The sequence below is a fragment of the Cloacibacillus sp. genome, from assembly GCF_020860125.1.
Classification (GTDB): Bacteria; Synergistota; Synergistia; order Synergistales; family Synergistaceae; genus Cloacibacillus.
Genome location: NZ_JAJBUX010000059.1, coordinates 25,940 through 49,086, shown reverse-complemented (window position 1 = coordinate 49,086; position 23,147 = coordinate 25,940). Strand labels below are relative to the sequence as shown.

Here is a 23,147-nt window from a genome sequence, read left to right as displayed (position 1 = left end):
TTATTCAGTCTCCACCTTGAGCGTCATCTCAGCCTCAATGCCGGGATAGAGCTTTATCCTGAAGGTGTGCGAGCCAGCCTGCTTGATAGATTCGTCAAGCTTGATATCTTTTTTATCTATGTTTACCATGAACTGAGCCGACAACGCCTCGGCGACCTGCGCGGAGGTGACGCTGCCAAAGAGCTTTCCGCCCTCGCCCGCGCTGACCTTTACGGGAACAAGCTTGCCGCCAAGTTTTTTCTTCATATCTTCCGCGGCCTTCTGACGCTTGTCGTCGCGCGCCTTCTGCGTCTTCTGGTATTCCTGATATTCGCGCATCCTTCCAGCCGTAGCCTCTTCGGCGAGCCCGCGCCCGATGAGGAAGTTGCGTCCGTAGCCGTCGGAGACCTCTATCAGTTCTCCCTTTTTACCAACCTTTGCGACATCCTGCTTTAAAATTACTTTCATTTCTATTTCCTCCTTAATTTAATACGCCTGCGTAAATCGTACCATATATCAAAGATACCGATCATTGAGAGCACATACGACACCGGGGCGAAAAAGGCGCAGAAGAGCGTCAATATCACACGGATCGCCTTGTTCACCTTGTAGGCGCTCATGAAATACCAGAGCAGTGAGAGCCCCTCGACAAGGAATATCCCGCGCAGCACCTCCATGAGGTTCAGCGAAAGCATCCGGTAGAGTCCGTCGTCGGGAAAGGCCTTGGAGGCCATATCAAGAATGAGCGCCGCCAGCAGCGCCCAGAATATATTCTTAGGAAAACGCCAGTGGACGAATGGCGGCAGCGCCGGCAGCTTCACGCCTCCGGCCCGTTTAAAATAGAGCCGCGTAAGCACATAGCCAGTCATGGTATCCGCCGCGGCAAAGAGAATCAGCATCGCGGGCATCATCAGTGAAATGGTCTGCGCCATCGTCTCCACATACTCATTGACGCTCTCCGGCGATACGGGGACCCCTCCCTGTGAAAGTGCCGCCGAGACGGAGGCCGCCAATCCCTGCGCCGCCTCCGGCGTCATCATGAAGGGATTGACCCCCGCGGCATAGTGGAAGCCTCCCATCATCAGCATCTTCACCGCCAGCGAGGCAAGCAGCGCGAAGATGACATAGTCCGCCCCGCTGCGGACCTTGATCATCAGGATACCCATCAGAAGGCCTAGCAGAGCGAATTCACAGGTATAGAGAAAGGCCGAGACCGGCCCCATAATGACATAGACAAAGAGGGTCCCGAAGACGGCCCCCAGCGTCCCCTCACGCGCCCCCTGCCGGCAGACGAGAATCATCAGCGGCACCGGCGCGGCCAAAATTATCAGCGGCGACAAGAAGGCGATCTCGATGCCAGCCATAAACATAAGAACGCTCAGCAATATCCAGAAAAACCACTCAAAAATAACTTTACCCTTCACGTCAAACCTCCGCCAGTTTTATCAAAAAGAGAGCCGCAGACTCCCACATATTATAACAGCAGTTAAAAGAATTGTAGGTGCCGCAGGCGACATCTTCCCGAATATCGTACTGGCGTCTCCGCTTGAATCGGCTCCCGCATAAAAAAACTATAAAATCGCGCCTCATCAACGCTTGCAAACACACGGCCCGCGCCCTCGGGCAAGGGCTCCAGAGTCTCTGGATGCCGGGCCAAGCCCGGCATGACAAAACAAAGCTAAATCGTAATTTATCTCTTTTCCCATCCGAAGGAAATCGGCGTTTAGAAGTGCGAGTTGCTAAATGAAATGGGGGCTCCGATACCGGAACCGTATCTTCATACGGTGAGGATTCGGAGCCCCCATTTTATGACGCAAATCGTGCTTATAAACGCCGATTTAGTCGGATGTGAAGGGCAGCAGCGCGATAAGCCTCGCGCGCTTGATCGCGCGCGTCAGCTGGCGCTGGTGCTTCGCACATGTACCCGTTACGCGGCGGGGGATTATCTTGCTGCGTTCCGTTATATATTTCTTAAGTTTGTCTATTTCTTTGTAGTCGATGTGCTCGACTTTATCTACGCAGAAATGGCATACCTTCGGCCTGCGCTTGCGACGCTTGCGGTTGAATGCGTTTTCCATTGCCTATCCACCTCTTTCTACTAGAACGGTATCTCTACATCTCCTGACGAATCAGGGCCTCCGAGCTCGGAAAAATCAAGCGGGAAATCATCCTCAAAGCCGGCCTCGCCTCTCAAGCTGCCCATATCTGGAGCCGCCATGGCGTTGGACTGCGGCTGCGGCGCGCGTCCGTAACCGGACTGCTGGCCTCCGCCGTAACTCTGCTGCTGATAACCGCCGGAACCTTCATCTTCTCTGCGGCCTGAACTCAGAAGAACGATGTTCTCAGCTACGACCTCCGTGACCCAACGGTGCTGGCCTGTCTTGATGTCGTCGAAATCACGCACGGTGATTCTTCCTTCGACCAATACAGGGCGCCCCTTCTTAAGATAACGCTCACAGAGATCCGCGGAGGCGCCCCAGGCCACCACGGGGATAAAATCCGTATGGCTCTGAAGCTCGCCGGTGGCTTTGTTCTTCCACTGGCGTCCTATGGCTACTGTGATACGCGCCACCTTCTGTTTGTTGGGCGTAAATCTTACATCCGGATCGCGTGCCAAGTTGCCCATCAGCACTGTCCTGTTATATCCTCTGGACATAAGACCTACTTCTCCTCAAGGTTGACGACCATCTGCCGCACAACGTAAGGCTTGAGGCTAAGGAGACGTTCCATTTCCTTAACCTGCGCGGGGTCGAGCTTAAACGTGTAGAGAGTGTAAAAGCCCTCTAGCTGTTTGTCGATGGGGTAGGCAAAACGCTTTTTGCCCCAAAGGTCGATCTTCTCAACCTCTGCTCCCAATCCGCGCACAATCTCGGCCGTATCTTCGGAAACTGTTTTATGATCCTCGATATCAGCCTTAAATATTACAACCATTTCGTAAGACCGCACGTACTTCACCTCCTCCCTTTGGACTCTGGCCTCTTCTATGGAAGAGACAGGGAAACACAATTTAGTATTATACTTCAAGCGGACCGCTATTGCAAGCTGTCCTTTGACGTTATCTCGATTTTATAGATCCGGTCGCCGGACTGCACCAGATTGAACTGCTCGGTGGCAAGACGCGCAATTCCCTCCGGAGTGCTGTAGTAGCGGATATCCTGTTTTAGCTTCTGGGTTTTTCGCTCCTCTTTGACCAGCTCTTCCATCCTGCTGTCGAGCGCGGAAGTAAGCACGTCGATCTTCTCGATCTCCTTGAAGAAGGAGGTCAAAAGCACCGCGATCATAAAGGTCACCGCCGCTCCGAAGAGCACCCAGCGCAGTTTCGGCGCGTTCATCCCAGAGACGGGGCTCCGCCGCCCGCCCTACATCTTCTCGGGAGCCGACACTCCGAGGATGCCGAGAGCGTTTTTCAGCGTGACGCGCGCCGCCTCCATGAGAAGGATACGGCTCTTCATCACATTTTCCTCAACACCAAGGACACGCTGCGCGTTATAGAAGGCATGGAAGGCCTCCGCCAGCTCCGTCGCGTAGTAGACGAGGCGGTGCGGCGCCGTCTCCTCGGCGGCCTTCATGATCTCTTCAGGGAAGCGAGAGACCGCCTTCGCGAGATTTATCTCGGTCGGGTCCGTGAGCAGGCTCACGTCAAAATCTTCCATCGTCGGCATCGGTATGCCGCGCTCGGCAAGCTCGCGCCTGATGCTGCAGATGCGCGCGTGCGCATACTGGATATAGAATACAGGGTTCTCAGACGAGGCTTTTTTCGCCAGTTCAAGGTCAAAGTCGACGGTGCTGTCACAGCGGCGGATGACGAAGAAGAAGTGCGCCGCGTCGCGGCCCACCTCGTCCATGATCTCACGCAGCGTCACGATCGTACCCGCGCGTTTCGACATCTGCACCGGCTTGCCGTCGCGGAGAAGGTTCACCATCTGGATAAGGAGCACGTCGATGCCGTCGTCAGGGAAGCCAAAGGCCTTATTCACCGATTTAAGACGCGGCACGTAGCCGTGATGGTCGGCGCCCCAGACATATATATTCTTCTCAAACCCGCGGTCATATTTATTCTTAAGATAGGCGACGTCCGAGGTAAAGTAGGTGGGCATCCCGTTTGAACGGATGAGGACGCGGTCCTTGTCATCGCCGAACATCGTGGAACGGAACCAAAGGGCCCCCTCGTCCTCATAGGCGTAGTCGCGCTCTTTGAGGGCCTGCATCGCGGGCTCCACAAGGTTGTCGTCATAAAGCGACTTCTCCGAGAACCAGACGTCAAACTTGACGCCGAAATCTTCGAGGTCTTTCTTGATCAGTTCCAGGACCAGTCTGCCGGTCTCCTCGGAGAAAAACGGCAGCGTCTCCTCAAGCGGCTTCTGCGCCAGCGAGTCGCCGTATTTTTCCACGTAGGACTTCGCAATATCGGACATATAATCCCCATGATAGCCGTCCTCGGGCATCGGCGCCTCTTCGGCGCGTCCCAGCGCCTCAAAGTAGCGGGCCTGAGCCGATTTGCCGAGCAGCTCCATCTGAAGGCCGGCGTCGTTTATGTAATATTCACGCTCGACATTATAACCGGCAAAATCCAGCAGTGAGGCCGTTATATCGCCGACCGCCGCGCCGCGGCCGTGCCCCATGTGGAGCGGCCCCGTCGGGTTCGCGCTGACAAATTCGACCTGTATGCGGCGTCCGCCGCCGACATTGCTTCTTCCGTAGCCGTCACCCTTTTCGATGGCGTTTTTCACCGTCTCCGTCACCCAGTTTGAGGAGAGGGTGAAGTTCATAAAGCCGGGTCCGGCGACCTCGGCCCTCTCGATCACCGAATCCTTGGGAAGTTTGGCGATTATATCCTCGGCCAGGTCGCGGGGTTTAACGCCAAAGGGCTTCGAGAGCTGCATCGCGATGTTCGTCGCCCAGTCGCCGTGCCCCTCCTGGCGGGGACGCTCAAGGCGTACAATAAAGCCCTCCGGTATCTGGTAGTTCTTCTCGGCGGCCACAGCCTTCACGGCCGTATCAAGCGCCTGTTTCAGTTCGTCTGTCATGTTCTGCAAGTCCGACACTCCTTATATGTAAACTTTCTAAAACTATGCCTCATACGCGCCGCGCCTGCCGGCTCATGCAGGAAAATGGCGGGGACGGCGTATACTGCCGGCTTATATTATTTCCTGAACGGCAGGTCGAGAACCGGCCACCGCAGCGAGGCGGCAAGCTCTTCTCTCAGCACCTGCGCCAGCGTGCCGTCTATCTCGCGGCTCTTAACAACCCAAGTACTGTCCGCAAGCAGCTCGGCCTTCTTTGGCCAGTGCATGATCGACTCCTTGAGCACCGCCTTAGTGCCGGTGCCAAGCTGCTTCAGCGGCGGCGTCTGGAGCATCCTGAATCCTTTGGGCATCGACATCCTCACCTTCTGATCGATGATGAAGGGGAAGCGCAGAGTATATTTTTTCTCCCTGCCGATCATTTCACTGACACGCAGCGGTATGCCGCCCGGCAGCCGCAGCAGCATGCTGCCTCCGTGGATGATACCAGGAACGCACCTGACGTCGAACGAGAGCTTGTAACCGGTCGGGAGCGGTTCCACCGCAGTCGGAGTGATATCCATTCCCGGTATAGCGAAGTTTATCTTCGCGAGAAGGAATGTCCCGATCTTGTTCAGCGACGGCACCTCGTTGCCGGAGAAGATATCGCTCCAGCCGCCGGTGACCGTCACGTCGAGTTTACCCTCAGCTTTGCCCTGATCGTCAAGCTTGAGCCGCCACAGAAGCGCGAGGCGGTTGTCCGACGACGAACCGGCGGGAAGCCTCTTCGTCACATATTCGTCGTCCTTCAGCCCATAGAGCTCGGTTCCGGCAATCGACGAGGGCACACGGTCAAACGTAAAGGGCAGCCCCGCCTTAAAATAGGAAGACTTCGCCCCCTCGCGCGGCTTCAGCTCAAGGACGGGATAGGCAAAGAGCGTCGTGGAGGCCGGCGTCGTGTCGTCAAGGGGCATCCTGCCCTCAAGCCAGAGCGAGACCGTCCAGCCCTGCGAGGCAAGCCACTTATTGAGCAGCAGCGTCTGTTCCCACGGCGTCCACGGCCCCTCCGGCGGGATCTGGTCCGCAGCGCGGACCCAGTTTTCCGGATAACCGGCCAGGGTACGTTCCGGGGCGCCGATCCATTCGATCAGCCTCGCACCGGCTCGCGCCGAGTCGCCCTTCATCGAAACGGGCAGAGGCAGCGAAGGCATCGAGGCGGCCATTTCACGAATCATACGAAGGCTGTGAAGCACTCCTTTTTTAGAGCTGAAAGAGAGCATCGGACGCTCATTTGTAACAAACCCCTCTCCGTGCCATGGCAGTTGGTTCATAACCTGCCAGCTATAACGCTGGACGTTGTTCTGTTTTGTGATGAGGGGCTCTTTCATATCGCGGCCTGTCCAGAATATCTCCATGCCCTCGGGAAGTTCGACACTGACGTTCTGCTCCCAGATTGGCAGGCTTCCGGCCATATTGACCGTCTCATCCACGCCGTAGCGGTTCGCGCGGTTCTCTTTGACGACGATCACGACGGCGCGGCCGACGGTATCATCGGGCACCGATATGACGCTCGCAGCGGCGCCGCCCGCAAGCTTTTCCTCGCTTACGGGCAGAGAACCCTCTTTCATGCCGGTCATAGGGTTGTACCAGGCGGCCTCCTCTACGACGAGCGAACCGTCAGCCGGGACCGGATAGCGCAGCGTCTTCCAGTCCTCAGGCACCCGCTCGCCCATCATTATGATGGTATAGCGCCTGTTTTCCATCGATCCGTCGGCCAGCATCCTTGATTCATTATTGCGGAGCCATATGACCGCGCTGTTGTCTCCGAAGGTCTCCAGCGAAGGGACCTCCTTTTTCAGGCGCGCGATCTCATCCCCGCTGTTCCATGCGCAGGCGGCGACGGCGCTTGAGGAGAGAATCAGCAGCGCGGCCGCAAATACGGCGGCCTTCTTGAAGAAATTATCCTTCATAATCGTGATATCGCGCCTCCTATCTCTATTTATCTCTTCCACAGCACTGTTTGTATTTTTTCCCGCTGCCGCAGGGGCAGGGGTCGTTACGCCCGATCTTTACTTCGTTCACTATCGGCTGCGTCTTCTGTGCCGTCGCGAGCGCGCCGGGGTTTTCCATATCATCATTGTAGGAACCGCCGGATGCCGCCGGAATATCTAAGGCGTCACGGCTTTCGCGCCACTTCTTACTGCGCTCTTCCCTCTCCGGCTCCCTGGTAACCACCGAGACGCGCAGCGCAAATTCGGTGATACCCTCGCGTACCTGATTGAGCATCTCCTGGAAGAGGTTGAATGATTCAAACTGGTATTCGACAAGCGGGTCCTTCTGGCCTATGGCGCGCAGCCCGATGCCGCGGCGCAGCTCGTCCATCGCGAGCAGGTGTTCCTTCCAGTTCTTGTCGAGCACCTCGAGGAATATATATCTGAATATCTGCTCCGAGAGCTCTTCACCAAGCTCCGCCGTCTTCTGGTTAAAGCGCGCGCGTATCTCTTCGATGATCTTCGGACGCACCTCTTCAAGTTCCGCCTCCGCCTGCACGCCGTCAAGGTGGCGCGCGATGCCGGGCCAGAAGAGAGCGTTCAGACGAACGCTGACTGAGGCCACATCCGGCTCGTCGGCGCTCTTGTCTGCGAATATCTTGTCAAGCTGCGCTTGGGCGGTATCCTCAAGAACCCCAAGGGTACGCTCAACGATATCCTTATCGTCAAGTATCTCCGCGCGCTCGCGATAGACCGCCTCGCGCTGGCGGTTCATCACGTTGTCATAGGAGAGGAGCTGCTTACGGATGTCAAAATGCATCTCTTCGACTTTTTTCTGGGCGTTTTCGATCGCCTTGGAGAGCAGCGGATGTTCTATAGATTCGCCCTTTTCCATGCCCAGCTTGTCCATAATGCCGGAAATCCGGTCCCCGCCAAAGAGGCGGATCAGGTCGTCCTCAAGGGCGATATAGAAGCGGCTCTCGCCGGGGTCGCCCTGGCGTCCGGAACGGCCGCGGAGCTGGTTGTCTATACGGCGCGACTCATGGCGTTCGGTGCCGATGATGCGCAGTCCGCCCGTCTCGATGACCTTATCGTGTTCTTCGGCGCAGGCCGCCTTATATCTTTCAAGGGTCTCGGCATAGAGCTGAGGCTCCGCCGCCGTATCTATGCCCTGCTTCTCAAGTTCCTCGCGCGCGAGGAACTCAGGGTTTCCGCCAAGAACGATGTCGGTTCCGCGTCCCGCCATGTTGGTGGCGACGGTGACCGCGCCTAGACGGCCCGCCTGGGCAACGATCGAGGCCTCTTTATCGTGTACCTTCGCGTTGAGCACATTGTGCGGTATCTTACGCACGCGCAGCAGCTTGCTGACCCGCTCCGAATGCTCTATGGAGGCCGTACCGATCAGGATCGGCTGTCCCTTGGCATGGAACTCCGCCACCTCGTCGGCCGCCGCGATATATTTTTCTTCGGACGTCTTGTAGACCGCATCCGGCTGGTCGACGCGGATCATCGGCCTGTGTGTCGGGACCACGATTACCTCGAGCCCGTATATCTCCTTAAACTCTTCCGCCTCTGTGAGCGCGGTGCCGGTCATACCGGCGAGCTTCTTGTACATGCGGAAATAGTTTTGCAGAGTGATCGTCGCGAGCGTCTGATTCTCGCGCCCTACCTTCACACGCTCTTTGGCCTCGATAGCCTGGTGCAGCCCGTCAGAATAGCGGCGGCCGAACATCAGGCGTCCCGTAAATTCATCTACGATGACGATTTCTCCGTCCTTGACGACATAATGTACGTCGCGCTGGAAGAGGTGGTGCGCCTTAAGCGCCTGCACGATCTTATGCGCTAGCGAGGAGTTCGCGAAGTCTGTGAAGAGGTTCGGCAGTTTCATGATGCGTTCGGCCTTGGAGATACCGTCCTCCGTCAATGCGAGGTTGCGCTCCTTTTCGTCAAGCTCAAAGTCAGCGCCCTTCACCAGCTCGCGGGCGACTCCGTCCGCGACGCGGTATGGTTCCGTATCGTCCTCCGAGGGACCGGAGATTATCAGCGGCGTCCTCGCCTCGTCTATCAATATGGAGTCGACTTCGTCGACGATACAGAAATAATGGCCGCGCTGTACCTGCTGTTCCTTCTGGATCGCCATATTGTCGCGCAGGTAATCGAAGCCAAATTCGCTGTTCGTACCGTAGGTTATATCGCAGCGGTAGGCTGCGAAACGCTCCTCCTCGGGCATGAAGGGCGAGATAACCCCCACCGACAGCCCCATTCCCCTGTAGACCGGCCCCATCCAGGCGGCGTCTCGCGCGGCGAGGTAGTCGTTTACAGTGATGACATGTACGCCCTCTTTTGCCATCGCGTTCAGAGCGACGGCAAGGGTCGCGACGAGAGTCTTTCCTTCGCCGGTCTTCATCTCCGCGATGTTTCCGTCATGGAGCGCCATACCACCGATAAGCTGTTCCTTGAAATGGCGCAGCCCCAGCGTGCGCTTTGAGACCTCGCGCACCCTCGCGAATACCTCGGGCATGATATCGTCAAGAGATTCTCCCTTGTCGAGCCTCTCCTTAAAGATTACCGCGGACTGCGCCAGCTCTTCGTCGGTGAGTTTTTCAAGCTCCGCCTCGTAGGAATCTATGATCTCCGTCTTCTTCTCGTACTTTGCCACGGCCCTGTCATTCGGATCAAAGCCTAGCGCCTTTATTACACCGTTCAAAAATCCCATCTATAGTTTTTCCACCTTTCAGGCGGCACAACACAACATGCCGCACATTTCATGCATTCCATATCAGGTGATTATATACTTATATATATATCTAAGTCAAAATAATTTGCACGAAAAGAGAGCTTCACACTGAATTAGTCCCTAAATAAACATGTCAGATATGCAGGCGAAAAAGCAAAGGGGCTCCGGCAGAATACCGAAGCCCATTGATTTTTCCGATGTGTTTCGTATGCTCACTTTGTCAGTGGAGAAGCTACTTTTTCTTTCCTCCAAGATAGGCCGCTTCGATCTCCGGGTTATGCAGAAGGTCATCCGACTTGCCCTCCATCACGATCTTGCCCGTCTGAATGACATAGGCGCGGTGAGAGAGCTGCAGAGCCTTTCTCGCGTTCTGCTCGACGATGAGAATCGTCATGCCAAGCTGCCGGTTGACCTCTGTCAGCTCTTTGAATATCTCATTGATAATGATTGGGGCAAGTCCGAGCGACGGTTCGTCAAGAAGAAGCACGCGGGGCTTTGCCATCATGGCTCGGCCGATCGCAAGCATCTGTTGTTCGCCGCCGGATAGCGTACCGGCGTACTGGTTTTTACGCTCAAGCAGACGCGGAAAGAGTTGGAATACCTCCTCCTTCTGTTTCTCTATCTGGCTTCTGTCAGAGAGTGGAAAGGCTCCCATATCAAGATTCTCAAGTACGGTCAGCGGGGCGAAGACCTTGCGCCCTTCGGGAGAGAGGCTGATTCCCGCGGAGACGACCTGATAGCTCTTGCTGGGCAGCTGCCTGCCATCAAGCAGTATCTCACCGGAGGCGCGCGGCACGTCGCCCATTATCGCGTTCATCATCGTCGACTTTCCGGCGCCGTTCGCGCCGATGACGGCGACGATCTCCCCTGCGTAGACGTCAAGCGAAGCTCCCTTAAGAGCCTGGATCGCGCCGTAATTTACTACAAGATCCTTTACGGAGAGGATATGGGTTCTCTCTTCCATGGCTATTCCTCCTCTCCAAGATAGGCCTTGAGCACGTCAGGGTGGCTCTGTATCTCCTCCGGCGTTCCCTCGGCGATCTTTGCGCCAAAATTCATACAGACAATATGCGGGCAGATCTCCATTACCATATCCATGTGGTGTTCGATAAGCAGGATTGTGAGGTTGAAATCTTTGTGAATGTCGGTTATGAGGTGGTTGAGCTGTTCGACCTCCTCGGCGTTCATACCTGCGGCAGGCTCGTCAAGCAGGAGCAGCTCCGGCTTGAGCGATATCGCGCGGGCTATTTCCAGACGCCTCTGAAGACCGTAGGGCAGCGTACCCGCCGCCTGGTCGGCGCGGTCGGCGAGACCTACGCGTTCGAGAAGCTCCATGCTCTCTTTACGTGTCGCGGACTCTTTATCCTTCCAGCGCCCGAGATGGGAAATGGCCTCAAAGAAGTTATATTTATAATGCTGCTGCGCGGCGGTCATCACGTTTTCGAGGACGGAGGAGGCGGCGAAAAGGCGAAGGTTCTGAAAGGTACGCGCGATGCCAAGCGAAATGACCTGAAAAGTCTTAAGCTTATTGATGTTATTGCCCTTAAACTCGATATCGCCGCTCGTCACATCATAAACGCCGGTGATAAGGTTGAAAATCGTCGTCTTTCCAGCCCCGTTGGGGCCAATGAGCCCGGCTAGCTCGCCCCTGTTTATCACAAAGCTCATATCATGGACGGCCTGGACCCCGCCGAAGGCTTTGTTGACATTTTTTAATTCAAGTACGGTGCTCATCAGCGGGCTCCCTCCTCTGCGGCGTCAGTCTTTTTCTTGCGTGAAAAGAGTCTCTTTATGTAGCCGGGCGTAAGTTCGCTGGTCCCCATGATACCCTCGGGACGCAGGACCATCACCAGCACCAGCACAAGGCCGTAAATGAGCATACGGTACTGCGAAATGGGACGGAAAAGTTCCGTAACAAGGGTCAGGATCGTGGTACCGATCAGACAGCCGCTCATAGAACCTAGGCCTCCGAAGACGACGACGGAGACAAGTTCCGTCGATTTCGCCATGTCAAACATCACGGGCTGTATAAATGACATATAGCCGGCCAGAAGCCCGCCGGAAACGCCGCAGTAAAAGCCGGATATCGCGAGGCTCAGGACACGGAAATGAGCCGTATTGAAACCCAGCAGCGAAGCTGCCACGTAGTCGTCGCGGCAGGCCTTAAAGGCGCGGCCGTAGGTGCTGTTGACGAGGAAGAACATCGCCACCGCCAGCACAATAAAGAATCCCAGCGCCACCGGCAACGTGGTATAGCCGTCGATACCGGGGTAACCGCGCGCACCGCGCGTGACGGAGTTCCAGTTTTCGATAATGAGCCTGATAGCCTCGCCGAGACCGAGTGAAACGATGGCGTAGTAGTCGCCTACAAGTTTCAGCGTCGGAATACCGATAAGATAAGCGATGATCATGGCCAGAATGCCGCCAGCAGCGATGGCCACGACATAATGGACGCCGTACTCAACCGTCAGAATGGCCGCGGTGTAGGCCCCGATCGCCATGTATCCGGCATGACCGAGGGTAAAGACTCCCGTAAATCCCGTAAAGAGGGATACTCCAAGGGCGGCGACACAGTTGATCGCAAGAAGGGTGATAACACCAATGGCATAACCTTCCATAAATATTGTCCCCCCTTACACCTTTTCTCCGACGGATTTTCCGAAGAGCCCCGTAGGACGCACGATCAAAGTCACAATAAGAATGCCGAAGACGACCAAATCACGGAACTGGCTTGAGATGAACCCGGCCGTCAGCATCTCCGCGAGGCCGAGGATGAGGCTGCCGACAACAGCGCCCGGCAGCGAGCCGAGCCCGCCGATGACCGCGGCGACAAAAGCCTTCGTCGTTATCATTCCAAGCTGCGGATAGAGCGTATAACGGACGGAGAGGAAAATGCCGCCGACGCCGGCGAGAAGTCCCGCGACGAAAAAGACTATGGAAATGAGCCTGTTCACGTTGACGCCCATCAGTCCGGCCGTTTTGAGGTTATAGGAGGCGGCGCGGATGGCGAGCCCCCATTTAGTCTTGACAAGGAATATCTGCAGTCCCACAAGAAAGACGACGGCTGTAACAAGCGAAAGGATGTCAAAGGCGCTGGTGGTGGCCAAACCGAAGAAATTTACCGGATTAGTCGGAATCACAGGCGGCAGGGCGCGGAAGCGGCCTCCGACCGTGACCACGAAAATATTCTCGATCACGATGCTCATGCCCATGGAGGCTATAAGCATATAGAGAGTGACAGGGGTACGTTCCCTTATGGGACGATAGGCGAGGCGTTCGACGATGATAGCCGAGAGCCCCGAGCCGACCAGCGCCGCCAGCGACGCGAGCCAAATATTCATCCCGCCGGCACGAAGCGCGAAATAACAGATATATCCGCCGATGACCAGAAATCCGCCATGGGCGAAATTGGAAAATAAGAGAACTGAATATACTAGCGAATAACCAACTGCGATAAGGGCGTATACAGAACCCAAGGACAGTCCGTTAATAAGCTGCTGGATAAGGGTCTCCAATTGCAACACCTCAAACCTTTCCTGCTGATAAGCAAATAAGCGGGGCCTTGTGTAGGAAAAAGCGCCCAAGGTTCAGTCAAGAACCTTGGGCCGCGTGTATCAGATATTTATTTCGGTTCTACCTTCTTGTAGAATTTAGTTTTAAGGTCGTCTCCGACTTTAAGGATGATACCTGCCTTATTGATCGGGTTATGGGTCGCGGGGTCGATGGTGAGCGTGGCGTGATGCAGCTTCAGCCCCTTCGTCTCTTCGAGGGCCTTGGCGATCGCCTGTCCGTCGGCCTTGCCGGCGCGATTGATCGCGTCGATGAGCCAGTACATCGCGTCATAGGCCATCGTACCGTTCACGAATTCTTTGCAGTCGTCCTTGTAGACTTCCTTATAACGCGCGAATATCGGCGCCATTTCGGGGTCGTCGAGGTATGTGTGGTTGACCCAGAACGTTCCCTTCATCGCGGGTCCGGCGATTTCATTCATAAATTCGGCATAGCCGTCTCCGCCGATGACCGTCACCTTAAGCCCCAGTTCCTGCGCCTGCTTGATGGCGAGCGCCATATCCTTGCCCATGCCGGGCAGGAAGAGCAGGTCGGCGCCGGAGTTCTTGATCGTCGTCAGCTGAGCGCGGAAGTCGACGTCCGTCTCGCGGAAGCCTTCGTCGGCAACGATCTTTCCGCCAAGCTTCTCATAGTCCTTGACAAAGAATTCACGCAGCCCCTGCGCGTAGTCGGAACCTACGTTATAGAGGATAGCGGCCTTAGTCTTTTTAAGGTCGTTGTAGGCGAGGTCTGCCGCGAGAGCTCCCTGATAGGGGTCCGTGAAGCAGATACGGAAGGAATAGGGGCGGACTTTGCCCTTATTGTCAACCGTTACAAATGGGTTGGTCCCGACAGTTGAGATCTGCGGGGTCTTGCCCTTGGCGACGATAGGCGCGGTGGCGATGTTGATGCCGCTGGAGTTGGCTCCGACGATCGCGCAGACCTTGTCGCTTTCGATCATGCGGCGTACGGCGTTGACCGCGTCTTCATTACGGGTTTTTGTATCGTAGGGGATAAGTTCAATTTTACGTCCAAGGATACCGCCTTTGGCGTTGATGTCGCCGACGACAAGTTTAGCCATGTTGACTTCCGTGATCCCGTATTGGGCATAGTCTCCGGTAAGGGCCGCGAGATAACCGATCTTGATGGGCTCCGCAGCCATCGCGGTTCCCGCCGCAAATACGATGATAATAAGAGCTAGTAAAGCTAGTACTTTTCTCAATATAGTGCACCTCCATATTGTATTGTGTATCAGCTTGACGCTTTACTTATTTTATAGTTTTGTCAGCAATATGTAAAGGTAATTTGCCGTGGTTAATTAAGTTTATCAAAATTTTTGAATTGAACGGCGAATTGAGTTTATTTTTTTTGATAACTATTTACAAAAATAAAAAGAGCTCTCCAAAAAGGAAAGCTCTTAAAGTCTTTCTTTATACTTTTAGTATTTTATTTACGCGTTCACCTGCTGGCCGCCCTCTTTCGCGAGCTCTTTCAGCAGCTCGCGCTCCTTAGCGGTGAGGCTCTTGGGCACCTTGACCTTAACGAGGATGTTCATATCGCCGCTGCCTTTGCCCTTGAGCCGCGGCATTCCGCGTCCGCGAATGCGCAGCTTCGAACCGGCCTGCGTACCAGCCGGGATGTCGAGTTTTTCCATGCCGTCGAAGGTCTCCACTTTGACCTCACTGCCAAGCGCCGCCTGCGGGAAGGATATCTCAACCGTCGTATTGAGGTCGTCGCCCTTGCGCGTGAACCGGCTGTCGGGCATCACTTCGGTGAGGATAAAGAGGTCGCCGGCCGGACCGCCGTTGATCCCGGCCTCCCCCTTGCTTGAGACGCGAAGTCTCGTGCCGGTGTCAACACCGGCGGGAATTTTAACTTCGACGTTCTGTATACGTTTTACGCGTCCCTTGCCGCGGCATTCAGTGCAGACCTTGTCGATGATCTTGCCCTTGCCGTGGCAGGTGGTACAGGTCACAGACTGCTGCATCTGACCAAATGGAGTGTTGACCACCTCGTGCATCTGTCCCGTGCCGTGACAGGTCGGGCAGGTCTCTACCTTGCTGCCTGGCTCCGCGCCGCTGCCGCCGCAATGTTTACAGGTATCAAGGCGCGGTATCTCAAGCTTGCGCTTAAGTCCGCGGTAGGCCTCTTCAAGGGTGATCTTGACGGTGGCCTCAAGGTCGGCGCCGCGCCGCGGCGCGTTCGGGTTTGAGGCGCGGCGGCGTCCGCCTCCGAAGCCGCCCGCTCCGAAAAGATCCCCAAAAATATCGCCCAGGTCCTCCTGCGAGAAGGTCTGTCCCTGTCCGCCAAAGCCTCCGAAGCCGCCCTCTCCGCCGAAACCGCCGGGCGGCATATCACCCACGTAGCCGAACTGGTCGTACTGCGCCTTTTTTTTCGGATCGCTCAGCACTTCGTTCGCTTCGTTGATTTCCTTATATTTAGCCTCCGCCTCGGCGTTGCCCGGGTTTGCATCGGGATGATATTTCCGCGTAAGGGTACGGTAGGCCTTCTTTATTTCGTCAGCCGATGCTCCCCGGCTAACACCCAATATTTCATAATAGTCTTTTTTACCGGGAGCAGCCATCAGCGCTTCACCTCGCCATAAGATTTAAAATCTGCGCCGCGCCCTATAAAACCGATTGACCATATATCCGCCGGTGCGCGGCCTTTATTATTTGCCGCACAGGATTATACACCTGTGCGGCTATTTGTCAAGATTAGTTAAAAATTTATGAACTGCCGTTTGAGCAGTCGTTCATTTTCGGACGCGCATGCCGCAGGGCATTCGCCCGCGGCATGCGCTTTAAAAATGTTTTTATTGATTTAATTGTCTTCTTCGTGGAATTCGGCCTCAACGGTCTCCCCGTCGGGGTTCTCTTCCTGCTGCGGCGGCTGCTGCTGCGCGCCTGTCTGGGCTCCAGCGCTCTGGGCCGCCTGGGCGAGCACGTTCATCTCGTCCATCAGCTGCTTCGTCTCCGCTTTGATGGCGTCGGCGTCCTCTCCGCTCATCTTTTCGCGGACCTTGGCAACCCTGTCGTTGACCTTCGCCTGGGCCGCAGCGTCGGCAGAGCCTGATTCCTTCACAAGTTTCTCGGCCTGATAGATCACGGACTCGGCCTCGTTGCGCGCCTCGATAAGCTCTTTGCGCTTCTTGTCGGCGCTTTCGTTGATCTCCGCGTCGCGGCGCATCTTCTCGATCTCCTCATCGCTGAGGCGTGAGGACTGGATCGTGATGTTCTGCGCCTTACCGGTAGCCTTGTCCTTCGCGGTGACGTTGACGATGCCGTTGGCGTCGATGTCGAAGGTGACCTCTATCTGCGGGATACCGCGCGGCGCCGGCTTGATGCCGTCTAGGAAGAAACGTCCCAGCGAGACGTTGTCTCCCGCCATCGCGCGCTCGCCCTGCAGGACGTGTATCTCGACCTGCGGCTGATTGTCGGCCGCCGTTGTGAACACCTGGCTCTTGGATACCGGTATCGCGGTGTTCTTGTCAATTATCTTCGTAAAGACGCCGCCTAGGGTCTCAAGTCCGAGCGAGAGCGGCGTAACGTCGACGAGGACGATACCCTGCTGCTCTCCCGAAAGGATCGCGCCCTGGATCGCCGCGCCCATCGCGACGCATTCGTCGGGGTTGATGCCCTTGGTAGGCTCTTTGCCCATAAGCTCGGTCACGAGCTTCTGCACCATCGGCATGCGGGTGGAGCCGCCGACGAGAAGGATCTTATTGATCTGCGAGGGCTCGAGTCCGGCGTCCTTCATCGCCGTCTTGACAGGGGCGATGGTCTTGTCCAGCAGGCTGCGCGTGAGGTCCTCAAACTTTGCGCGGGTAAGTTTGAGCTCAAGATGCTTCGGTCCGTTGGCGTCCGCGGTGATGAAGGGAAGCGAGATCGTCGTCTCCTGCATTGATGAGAGCTCTATCTTCGCCTTTTCCGCCGCTTCGCGGAGGCGCTGCGAGGCCATCTTGTCTTTCAGGAGGTCGATGCCGTCGCTCTTCTTGAATTCCGCCGCGAGCCATTCCACTACCGCGTTATCCCAGTCGTCGCCACCGAGGAGGTTGTCGCCCGCTGTGGAGAGGACCTCAAAGACGCCGTCGCCCACATCGAGGATCGAAACGTCGAAGGTGCCGCCGCCGAGGTCGTAGACCATGATCTTATGGTCGCCCTTTTCCAGGTTCACACCGTAGGCGAGACAGGCCGCCGTCGGCTCGTTGATGATACGAAGCACGTTAAGCCCCGCGATGGTCCCCGCGTCCTTAGTAGCCTGACGCTGAGCGTCGGTGAAGTAGGCCGGGCAGGTGATGACGGCATCCGTAACGGCGGTGCCGAGATATTCCTCCGCGTCCTTCTTTAGTTTCTGCAGAATCATCGCCGATATCTGCTGCGGCGTGTAGGCTTTGCCGTCGACAGTCACCGTCTTGTCCGTGCCCATAGAACGTTTGATCGAGATGATCGTACGGTCGGGGTTAACGATCGCCTGACGCTTCGCAAGCTGTCCGACGAGTATCTCGCCGTCTTTGGTAAAGGCCACGACGGAGGGGGTCGTGCGCTGTCCTTCCGGGTTTGGTATTACTGTGACATTGTCTCCCTCTTTTACAGCCACGCAGCTGTTAGTTGTTCCAAGGTCTATTCCAATAACTTTTCCCATGTTCCATTCCACCTTTTATGATAATTATTTATCTGATTCGTCCGGCATCTATTTTTCTATAGCTGCCTTTCTGTTACTTCCGTTTTATTGCCTAATCAGCTTTAAGCCTCATTTATAATCAGCCGTTATACTTGCCGACCCGCACCTGGGAAGCCTTAAGCACGCGCCCCGCAAGCTTATAGCCGCGGCACAGCGCGCCTACTATATGTCCGTCCTTAGCGGCGTCATCCACCGGCTCCATACATACCGCCTCATGGAGAGAGGGGTCGAATTCGCCGTCCGTCGAAATAAACTCAAGCCCAAGCTTGCAGAGGCCGTCGGCGAACTGTTTGATCACCATCGACATGCCCTTCGCAAGGCTGCTATCCTTATCTTCGACCGCCGCCGCGATCCGCTCAAGATTCTCAAATACCGGCAGCATTTCATTTATCGCCTGCTCGGCGGCAAGCTTAGCGTTGTTCTCGCGGTCCCGTTCCATACGAGTACGCAGGTTAAAATAGTCGGCCCTGCCCCTTGCCACCTCTTCTTTGAGCTTGCGAACCTCATCTTTCAGCGCCTCGGACTCCCCCGCTTCAGACTGGGGAATATTCTCCTCGGCGGCCGGGATGCCTTCGAGCTCCGGCTCATCCTTCATCTGCGGCTCGCCGCAATTCGGTTTCTTCTGCTCGTCCATGTCTTCAGTCTCCTCTTTCGCCTGATTCGGAGTCCAGCTTGCGCAGCACTCCGTCTATCGCGGATATTACCTTTTCATAATCCATTCTCTCAGGGCCGATAACGCCGACGACGGCCTTCTGGCCTCCGGCCTCTCCCGTGGCGGCGACCAGCGCGGAATTTTTCATCCCCGGCAGTACATTTTCATCGCCGATCATTACGTTTATCTCGTTCATCGAGCAGCGGTTCACCAACGCGGTCATGTTGCTCTCCTCCTCAATAAAGGAGCAGAGCGCCTGTATCCGTCCCAGATCCTGAAAATCCTGCAGCTTCATGATCTGACTGACCGACCCCGTGAATATCTTCGTCTTCTGGACGCCAAGCAACGCGTCTATCTCAAGTAGAGCCTGACTGCAGGCGTCACGGTAGCTGCTTATCTCCTCCGTCAGCTTCGCCTTCAGCGAGCTCTTGATATCGCTCCAGGCACAGCCTGAAAAGCGGTTCAGCTTGAAGGCCAGTTCATCCAGCTCCTCCTGCGGCATATCCACCGGCATATCGATGAACTTCTGGTGAACAAGTCCGCCCTGAAGGACCACCAGCAGCAGAACGCGGAATTCGCTCATCCGCACGAAGCTCACATGATGGAAGCAGACCGTGTCAAGCGGCGTGATGGCGGCGATCCCAACATAGTCGGAGACGCGGCTCAGCATCTCGGAGGCCGATTCAAGCACCCGTCCCAGCCCCTGCCGGTGTTCCATCATCTTTTTTAGTAATTTTACAGACGGGCCGGCGTTATTTACACGTTGAAGTACCGAATCGACGTATAGTCTATATCCCTGAGTTGTGGGGATCCTGCCCGACGACGCATGAGTCTGTTTGAGAAAGCCCATGTCCTCAAGATCGGACATTTCATTTCTGATCGTCGCAGAGCTGCGTCCGGTGAGATAACGGCGGGATACCGTGCGTGAGCCTACAGTTTCACCGCTTTTAATATATTCATACACCACGGAGAGCACGACTTCCAGCTGTCTTTCAGTGATCACCAGACCTCACCTGCCTAGAAAAATTTTTCATTCTCTGTTAGCACTCAATGCTCACGAGTGCCAACACCTCAATGACGAATAAATAATAATCGTCATAGAGGCTTTTGTCAATACAGGTCAAAGATTTATTTTTAAAATTATAGGTAAAATTTTTTAATTCAAAAAATTAACAAAAGGCCGTATCGCCACGCTGTTGTTGTATAATTAACAGATGTTTGAGCTACCGGACCGGCGGTTCTTTTATCGGACGGCAACGAAAGAAACTCAAAGGTTCCCAGTATTTCTGCATTATCTGCAATCGTAACAGAAGTGAAGAATATTGAAAAAAGACAAAACGTTTATCTATCTTATCAGACACGGCGAATGTGCCGGCAACAAAGAAAACCGCATCCGCGGATGTATGGATTTCCCCTTAAATGAAAACGGCATCCTCCAGGCCCACGCCCTCGCGAAGGCGATGAAAGACAAGAATATAGAGTATATCTACTCGAGTCCGCTCTCCCGCGCGACGACCACCGCAAAGATCCTCGGCGAGACGCTGGGGCTGCCATACGAGGCGCGCGAGGGCTTCTGCAACATACACCTCGGTCCCTGGGAAAACAGAAAGAAGGCCGAGCTCGCCGTTGAGGAACCCGATAAATGGCAGACATGGCTCGACCAACCGGAAGAGCTCAAGATCGACGGAGGAGAGACGCTTGACGAGGTGCGCGAGCGCGCCCTCGCCGAACTTGACCGCGTCATCTGCGAGCACCGCGGCAGCAATATCGCGCTCGTGGCTCACCGCGGCGTGCTAAAACCGCTAATGGCGGGGGCTATAGGCGTAATGCGCCCCAGCTACTGGCGGCTCCACGTCGATACGGCCTCATACAGCCTCCTCACCCACGACAGCCTCCACGGCTACTGCCTCATGGGACTCAATTTCACGGAACATCTCGCCGGACTGCCGATAATCCAGGAGTTCGACTAAAAATGTCCGCCCACCTCATCCGCTTCGGAGACAAAAGGGAGCTGTCACAGGCCACCGAGAAGGCAGGCTGCGACATAAACTCCCTGCCCTACTTCGAAAATCGCCGCGAGATGCTCCAGCTCTACGTCACGGACATTCCCGCACCGGCGGCCAGCATCATCAAACAGGAGATGCTCTCACGCGGCGGCGACGCCGCCGTGCATGCGCAGGTCATTACCTGCGGCGTTAAAAAGAGCGACGTCATCCTCTTCGGCACGGCAAAACAGCTCGGCCATCTCGCAGAGAAGCTGACGCGGATGCCATGGTGGGGCCTCGAACGCCTCGCAGACGAAATACGCGGCCTGATCGCCCCGTCGCTGCCAAGCGCGAGAAAACTTCCCTGCGGCACTGAGCTTCCCTTTGGAGAAAGGATGCTGCTGATGGGGATCATTAACCTCACCGACGACTCCTTCTTCGCCGGCAGCAGAAGCGGCGCCGAGACCGCGGAGACCGTAAAAAGGGCGCTGCGCATGGCCGAAGAGGGGGCCGACATCCTAGACCTCGGAGCGGAATCCACACGGCCGGGTGCGGGACGGGTTCCCGAAGAACAGGAGATATCACGCATGGAGGCGGCGGTGAGGGCGATACGAAACGAACTTCCGCGGATGCCTCTTTCGATAGACACCACGCGCTCCTCCGTCGCGCGCGCCGCGCTTGCCGCGGGCGCGGACATAATCAACGATGTTTCCGGGCTTCAGTTCGACGAGGATATCGCGCGCGCCGCGGCCGAGTACGGGGCGATGCTCGTCGTTATGCACATGCGCGGCACCCCCGGGGACATGCAGTTGATGTGCGAATACGAAAATCTCATCGCCGAGGTCTGCTCTTTCCTCCGGGAAAAGGCAAAGAGGGCCGAAGAGTTGGGCGTGCCGAAAAAAAATATTATAATAGATCCGGGCGTCGGGTTCGCAAAGGACTACAACCAGAACTTGCTGCTGATGCGCCACTGCGAAAGCTTCAAAGCCCTTGGCTATCCGCTGCTGGTCGGAGCCTCGCGAAAGGGCGTCGTCGGCGCCGCCACGCAGACAAAAAAAGCGGAGGAGCGGCTCTGCGGCACGTTTGCTTTGACCTCCGTCTGCTGCTGGCAGGGTGCGGACATCATTCGCGTCCACGATGTGAAAGAGAATAAAGAGGTCATCATGATGACAGAGGCGGTACGGGGAGCAAAATATGTCTGATCATAAAGTGGTACTGGCATTGGGCGCCAATCTCGGCAACCGCCTTGAGGCGCTCAAAAAAGCGATCATAAAGCTGGAAAGCTGCGGAATACGGACGGAGGCAAAGAGCCGCATTTGGGAGACGAAACCCTGGGGTGTAACGGAGCAGCCGCTCTTTCTCAACATGTGCATGACGGCCCGTACGGATCTGGAACCAATCGAGCTGCTCTGTCTGCTGAAAAAGACTGAGGCTGAACTGGGCCGTTCCGCAGGTACGCGCTGGGGTCCGCGTGAGATCGACATAGATATTATCTTTTTCGATTCTCTGTCACTCAAGGTCCCCAAGCTGGAGATCCCCCATCCGCGCATGCATGAACGGGGATTTGTACTGAGGCCACTCACGGAGATCGCTCCCGACATGGTACATCCAATACTGGGAAAGAGCGTCGCCGAACTTTTTGAAGAGCTGCCCGATTCGGAGAAAGACGGGATGGTATGGATATCAGAGGTATGACCTCAATCAAAAAAATCTTCTCCGAGCGCCGCGCAGGCGACCGGAAGAGGAACCACGCGATGTGGTTCCTGCCGCTTCTCTTTGCCGCCGCGGCCCTGACCCTCTATCTGCTGCCAGCGGCGGAACTGGGAGATAAAAATATCAGCATCAGGACGCTCGAGGTGCCTGAATTCCCCATCATCGTCGTTCTTGAACAGGATAAGGGCACGATAACTTCTGCATGGCTGCGGACCCCGGCCGGGGCCAGAAAACTTGACCAGCTGGACGGGCTTTCATTCATCTCCAGCGACCCGGTCATCTCCAAAGTAGACCAGGATTCCAAAAACGACCTGCTCTGGCGTCTCTCGTTCACAAACCTGGAGGGAGAGGGCGTACATCTCTGGATCGGCATGACGACCTGGGCTCCCCGGGTATTTATCGCCTCGACCCCCTTCCAGTACACGCGGTGGCACGCCCTGCCGGCGAAGGTCGAGGTTCCCAAAGGCACAAGCATCTACATCGCCCCCGCCGCGCCATTTTACAGAATGCTCGACAAACAGTACAGCGGCAAAGACAGCTACTCCTTCATATACACGATAATGCTGACGCCGGAGGGACCGGCCTTCGTTCCCGTGCCATCCGTCTACAAGCAGCTGGCGATACTGCTCAAAGCCGGAATGCACGGAGAGACCTCGCCGAAAAAGAGGCTCGCCTACGTGCGGATGCTGACAGAATTCAACCGTCTCGCCGAGGGCAAAGCCCCCCAGGCAGACACGCTTCTCAACTTCCCTCTGGAAAAGCTCGACACGCTTACCTGGAAGAGATAACGGCCATATAATAACATGCGATTTGAGCAGAACGTTCCGTACCGCTCCGGTACAATACGTTCTGCCT

22 protein-coding genes are annotated in these 23,147 nt (G+C 55.9%); 4 read left to right on the top strand and 18 right to left on the bottom strand.

From position 1 onward, the window contains the following. The 18 genes from rplI to hrcA form a co-directional block, all read right to left on the bottom strand. Positions 1 to 447, bottom strand: coding sequence for a 50S ribosomal protein L9 (gene rplI / locus LIO98_RS07625; protein ID WP_291955021.1), 447 nt, complete (start codon positions 445 to 447; stop codon positions 1 to 3). 2 nt (positions 448 to 449) lie between these two features. After that, positions 450 to 1,403, bottom strand: a complete 954-nt coding sequence (locus tag LIO98_RS07620) for a DUF2232 domain-containing protein (RefSeq protein ID WP_291955019.1) — start codon at positions 1,401 to 1,403, stop codon at positions 450 to 452. Between the two features lie 414 nt (positions 1,404 to 1,817). Next, positions 1,818 to 2,057 (bottom strand): 30S ribosomal protein S18, encoded by a 240-nt coding sequence (rpsR, locus tag LIO98_RS07615; protein ID WP_008713266.1) that lies wholly within the window; start codon positions 2,055 to 2,057, stop codon positions 1,818 to 1,820. A gap of 20 nt (positions 2,058 to 2,077) precedes the next feature. Beyond that, positions 2,078 to 2,635: a single-stranded DNA-binding protein gene (gene ssb / locus LIO98_RS07610; protein WP_291955010.1), complete on the bottom strand. Its 558-nt coding sequence runs from the start codon at positions 2,633 to 2,635 to the stop codon at positions 2,078 to 2,080. Between the two features lie 5 nt (positions 2,636 to 2,640). Next, positions 2,641 to 2,925 carry a 30S ribosomal protein S6 gene (gene rpsF, locus LIO98_RS07605; RefSeq protein WP_066746985.1) on the bottom strand — a complete coding sequence of 95 codons (285 nt, stop codon included), beginning with the start codon at positions 2,923 to 2,925 and terminating at the stop codon, positions 2,641 to 2,643. An 86-nt stretch (positions 2,926 to 3,011) separates the two neighbouring features. Continuing rightward, positions 3,012 to 3,311 (bottom strand): septum formation initiator, encoded by a 300-nt coding sequence (locus tag LIO98_RS07600; RefSeq protein ID WP_291955005.1) that lies wholly within the window; start codon positions 3,309 to 3,311, stop codon positions 3,012 to 3,014. Positions 3,312 to 3,338: 27 nt separating this feature from the next. After that, entirely contained in the window at positions 3,339 to 5,006 is a 1,668-nt protein-coding gene (gene argS, locus LIO98_RS07595; protein WP_291955065.1) for an arginine--tRNA ligase, read from the bottom strand. 116 nt (positions 5,007 to 5,122) lie between these two features. Continuing rightward, on the bottom strand, positions 5,123 to 6,952 hold the full coding sequence (locus tag LIO98_RS07590; RefSeq protein ID WP_291955001.1) for a hypothetical protein: 1,830 nt from the start codon (positions 6,950 to 6,952) through the stop codon (positions 5,123 to 5,125). 25 nt (positions 6,953 to 6,977) lie between these two features. After that, positions 6,978 to 9,689: a preprotein translocase subunit SecA gene (secA, locus tag LIO98_RS07585; RefSeq protein WP_291954999.1), complete on the bottom strand. Its 2,712-nt coding sequence runs from the start codon at positions 9,687 to 9,689 to the stop codon at positions 6,978 to 6,980. A 253-nt stretch (positions 9,690 to 9,942) separates the two neighbouring features. Further along, a complete protein-coding gene (locus LIO98_RS07580; RefSeq protein ID WP_291954996.1) occupies positions 9,943 to 10,674 on the bottom strand; it encodes an ABC transporter ATP-binding protein in 732 nt (243 codons plus the stop codon). Between the two features lie 2 nt (positions 10,675 to 10,676). Further along, positions 10,677 to 11,444: an ABC transporter ATP-binding protein gene (locus LIO98_RS07575; RefSeq protein ID WP_291954992.1), complete on the bottom strand. Its 768-nt coding sequence runs from the start codon at positions 11,442 to 11,444 to the stop codon at positions 10,677 to 10,679. After that, complete coding sequence (locus LIO98_RS07570; RefSeq protein WP_291954989.1) at positions 11,444 to 12,328, bottom strand: branched-chain amino acid ABC transporter permease; 885 nt, start codon at positions 12,326 to 12,328, stop codon at positions 11,444 to 11,446. Before LIO98_RS07570 ends, LIO98_RS07575 begins: the two co-directional genes overlap by 1 nt. Before the next feature lie 15 nt (positions 12,329 to 12,343). Further along, complete coding sequence (locus LIO98_RS07565) at positions 12,344 to 13,225, bottom strand: branched-chain amino acid ABC transporter permease (RefSeq protein ID WP_291954987.1); 882 nt, start codon at positions 13,223 to 13,225, stop codon at positions 12,344 to 12,346. Positions 13,226 to 13,332: 107 nt separating this feature from the next. Further along, positions 13,333 to 14,481, bottom strand: a complete 1,149-nt coding sequence (locus tag LIO98_RS07560) for an ABC transporter substrate-binding protein (RefSeq protein WP_291954984.1) — start codon at positions 14,479 to 14,481, stop codon at positions 13,333 to 13,335. 228 nt (positions 14,482 to 14,709) lie between these two features. Beyond that, the gene (gene dnaJ, locus LIO98_RS07555) at positions 14,710 to 15,843 is read right to left on the bottom strand and encodes a molecular chaperone DnaJ (RefSeq protein WP_291954982.1); all 1,134 of its coding nucleotides are present in this window, start codon (positions 15,841 to 15,843) and stop codon (positions 14,710 to 14,712) included. Between the two features lie 239 nt (positions 15,844 to 16,082). Further along, positions 16,083 to 17,903 (bottom strand): molecular chaperone DnaK, encoded by a 1,821-nt coding sequence (gene dnaK, locus LIO98_RS07550; protein WP_291954980.1) that lies wholly within the window; start codon positions 17,901 to 17,903, stop codon positions 16,083 to 16,085. Positions 17,904 to 18,021: 118 nt separating this feature from the next. Continuing rightward, positions 18,022 to 18,576: a nucleotide exchange factor GrpE gene (locus tag LIO98_RS07545; protein WP_291954977.1), complete on the bottom strand. Its 555-nt coding sequence runs from the start codon at positions 18,574 to 18,576 to the stop codon at positions 18,022 to 18,024. A gap of 4 nt (positions 18,577 to 18,580) precedes the next feature. Next, complete coding sequence (gene hrcA / locus LIO98_RS07540; RefSeq protein WP_291954974.1) at positions 18,581 to 19,597, bottom strand: heat-inducible transcriptional repressor HrcA; 1,017 nt, start codon at positions 19,595 to 19,597, stop codon at positions 18,581 to 18,583. 319 nt (positions 19,598 to 19,916) lie between these two features. Between hrcA and LIO98_RS07535 the strand changes: the two genes are divergently transcribed. The 4 genes from LIO98_RS07535 to LIO98_RS07520 are packed head-to-tail and all read left to right on the top strand — an operon-like array spanning position 19,917 to position 23,080. After that, the gene (locus LIO98_RS07535; RefSeq protein WP_291954971.1) at positions 19,917 to 20,564 is read left to right on the top strand and encodes a histidine phosphatase family protein; all 648 of its coding nucleotides are present in this window, start codon (positions 19,917 to 19,919) and stop codon (positions 20,562 to 20,564) included. A gap of 2 nt (positions 20,565 to 20,566) precedes the next feature. Continuing rightward, entirely contained in the window at positions 20,567 to 21,781 is a 1,215-nt protein-coding gene (gene folP, locus LIO98_RS07530; RefSeq protein WP_291954968.1) for a dihydropteroate synthase, read from the top strand. Then, positions 21,774 to 22,274, top strand: a complete 501-nt coding sequence (gene folK, locus LIO98_RS07525; RefSeq protein ID WP_291954966.1) for a 2-amino-4-hydroxy-6-hydroxymethyldihydropteridine diphosphokinase — start codon at positions 21,774 to 21,776, stop codon at positions 22,272 to 22,274. Before folP ends, folK begins: the two co-directional genes overlap by 8 nt. Continuing rightward, a complete protein-coding gene (locus tag LIO98_RS07520) occupies positions 22,271 to 23,080 on the top strand; it encodes a hypothetical protein (protein WP_291954964.1) in 810 nt (269 codons plus the stop codon). Before folK ends, LIO98_RS07520 begins: the two co-directional genes overlap by 4 nt. Positions 23,081 to 23,147 lie beyond the last annotated feature (67 nt).

What these genes read in the sequence shown, in the direction of transcription:
- rplI (WP_291955021.1), bottom strand. Translation starts at nt 447, where the DNA reads ATGAAAGTAATTTTAAAGCAGGATGTCGCAAAGGTTGGTAAAAAGGGA.
- rpsR (WP_008713266.1), bottom strand. Translation starts at nt 2,057, where the DNA reads ATGGAAAACGCATTCAACCGCAAGCGTCGCAAGCGCAGGCCGAAGGTA.
- ssb (WP_291955010.1), bottom strand. Translation starts at nt 2,635, where the DNA reads ATGTCCAGAGGATATAACAGGACAGTGCTGATGGGCAACTTGGCACGC.
- LIO98_RS07600 (WP_291955005.1), bottom strand. Translation starts at nt 3,311, where the DNA reads ATGAACGCGCCGAAACTGCGCTGGGTGCTCTTCGGAGCGGCGGTGACC.
- argS (WP_291955065.1), bottom strand. Translation starts at nt 5,006, where the DNA reads ATGACAGACGAACTGAAACAGGCGCTTGATACGGCCGTGAAGGCTGTG.
- LIO98_RS07590 (WP_291955001.1), bottom strand. Translation starts at nt 6,952, where the DNA reads ATGAAGGATAATTTCTTCAAGAAGGCCGCCGTATTTGCGGCCGCGCTG.
- secA (WP_291954999.1), bottom strand. Translation starts at nt 9,689, where the DNA reads ATGGGATTTTTGAACGGTGTAATAAAGGCGCTAGGCTTTGATCCGAAT.
- LIO98_RS07580 (WP_291954996.1), bottom strand. Translation starts at nt 10,674, where the DNA reads ATGGAAGAGAGAACCCATATCCTCTCCGTAAAGGATCTTGTAGTAAAT.
- LIO98_RS07575 (WP_291954992.1), bottom strand. Translation starts at nt 11,444, where the DNA reads ATGAGCACCGTACTTGAATTAAAAAATGTCAACAAAGCCTTCGGCGGG.
- LIO98_RS07570 (WP_291954989.1), bottom strand. Translation starts at nt 12,328, where the DNA reads ATGGAAGGTTATGCCATTGGTGTTATCACCCTTCTTGCGATCAACTGT.
- dnaJ (WP_291954982.1), bottom strand. Translation starts at nt 15,843, where the DNA reads ATGGCTGCTCCCGGTAAAAAAGACTATTATGAAATATTGGGTGTTAGC.
- dnaK (WP_291954980.1), bottom strand. Translation starts at nt 17,903, where the DNA reads ATGGGAAAAGTTATTGGAATAGACCTTGGAACAACTAACAGCTGCGTG.
- LIO98_RS07545 (WP_291954977.1), bottom strand. Translation starts at nt 18,576, where the DNA reads ATGGACGAGCAGAAGAAACCGAATTGCGGCGAGCCGCAGATGAAGGAT.
- folP (WP_291954968.1), top strand. Translation starts at nt 20,567, where the DNA reads ATGTCCGCCCACCTCATCCGCTTCGGAGACAAAAGGGAGCTGTCACAG.
- folK (WP_291954966.1), top strand. Translation starts at nt 21,774, where the DNA reads ATGTCTGATCATAAAGTGGTACTGGCATTGGGCGCCAATCTCGGCAAC.
- LIO98_RS07520 (WP_291954964.1), top strand. Translation starts at nt 22,271, where the DNA reads ATGACCTCAATCAAAAAAATCTTCTCCGAGCGCCGCGCAGGCGACCGG.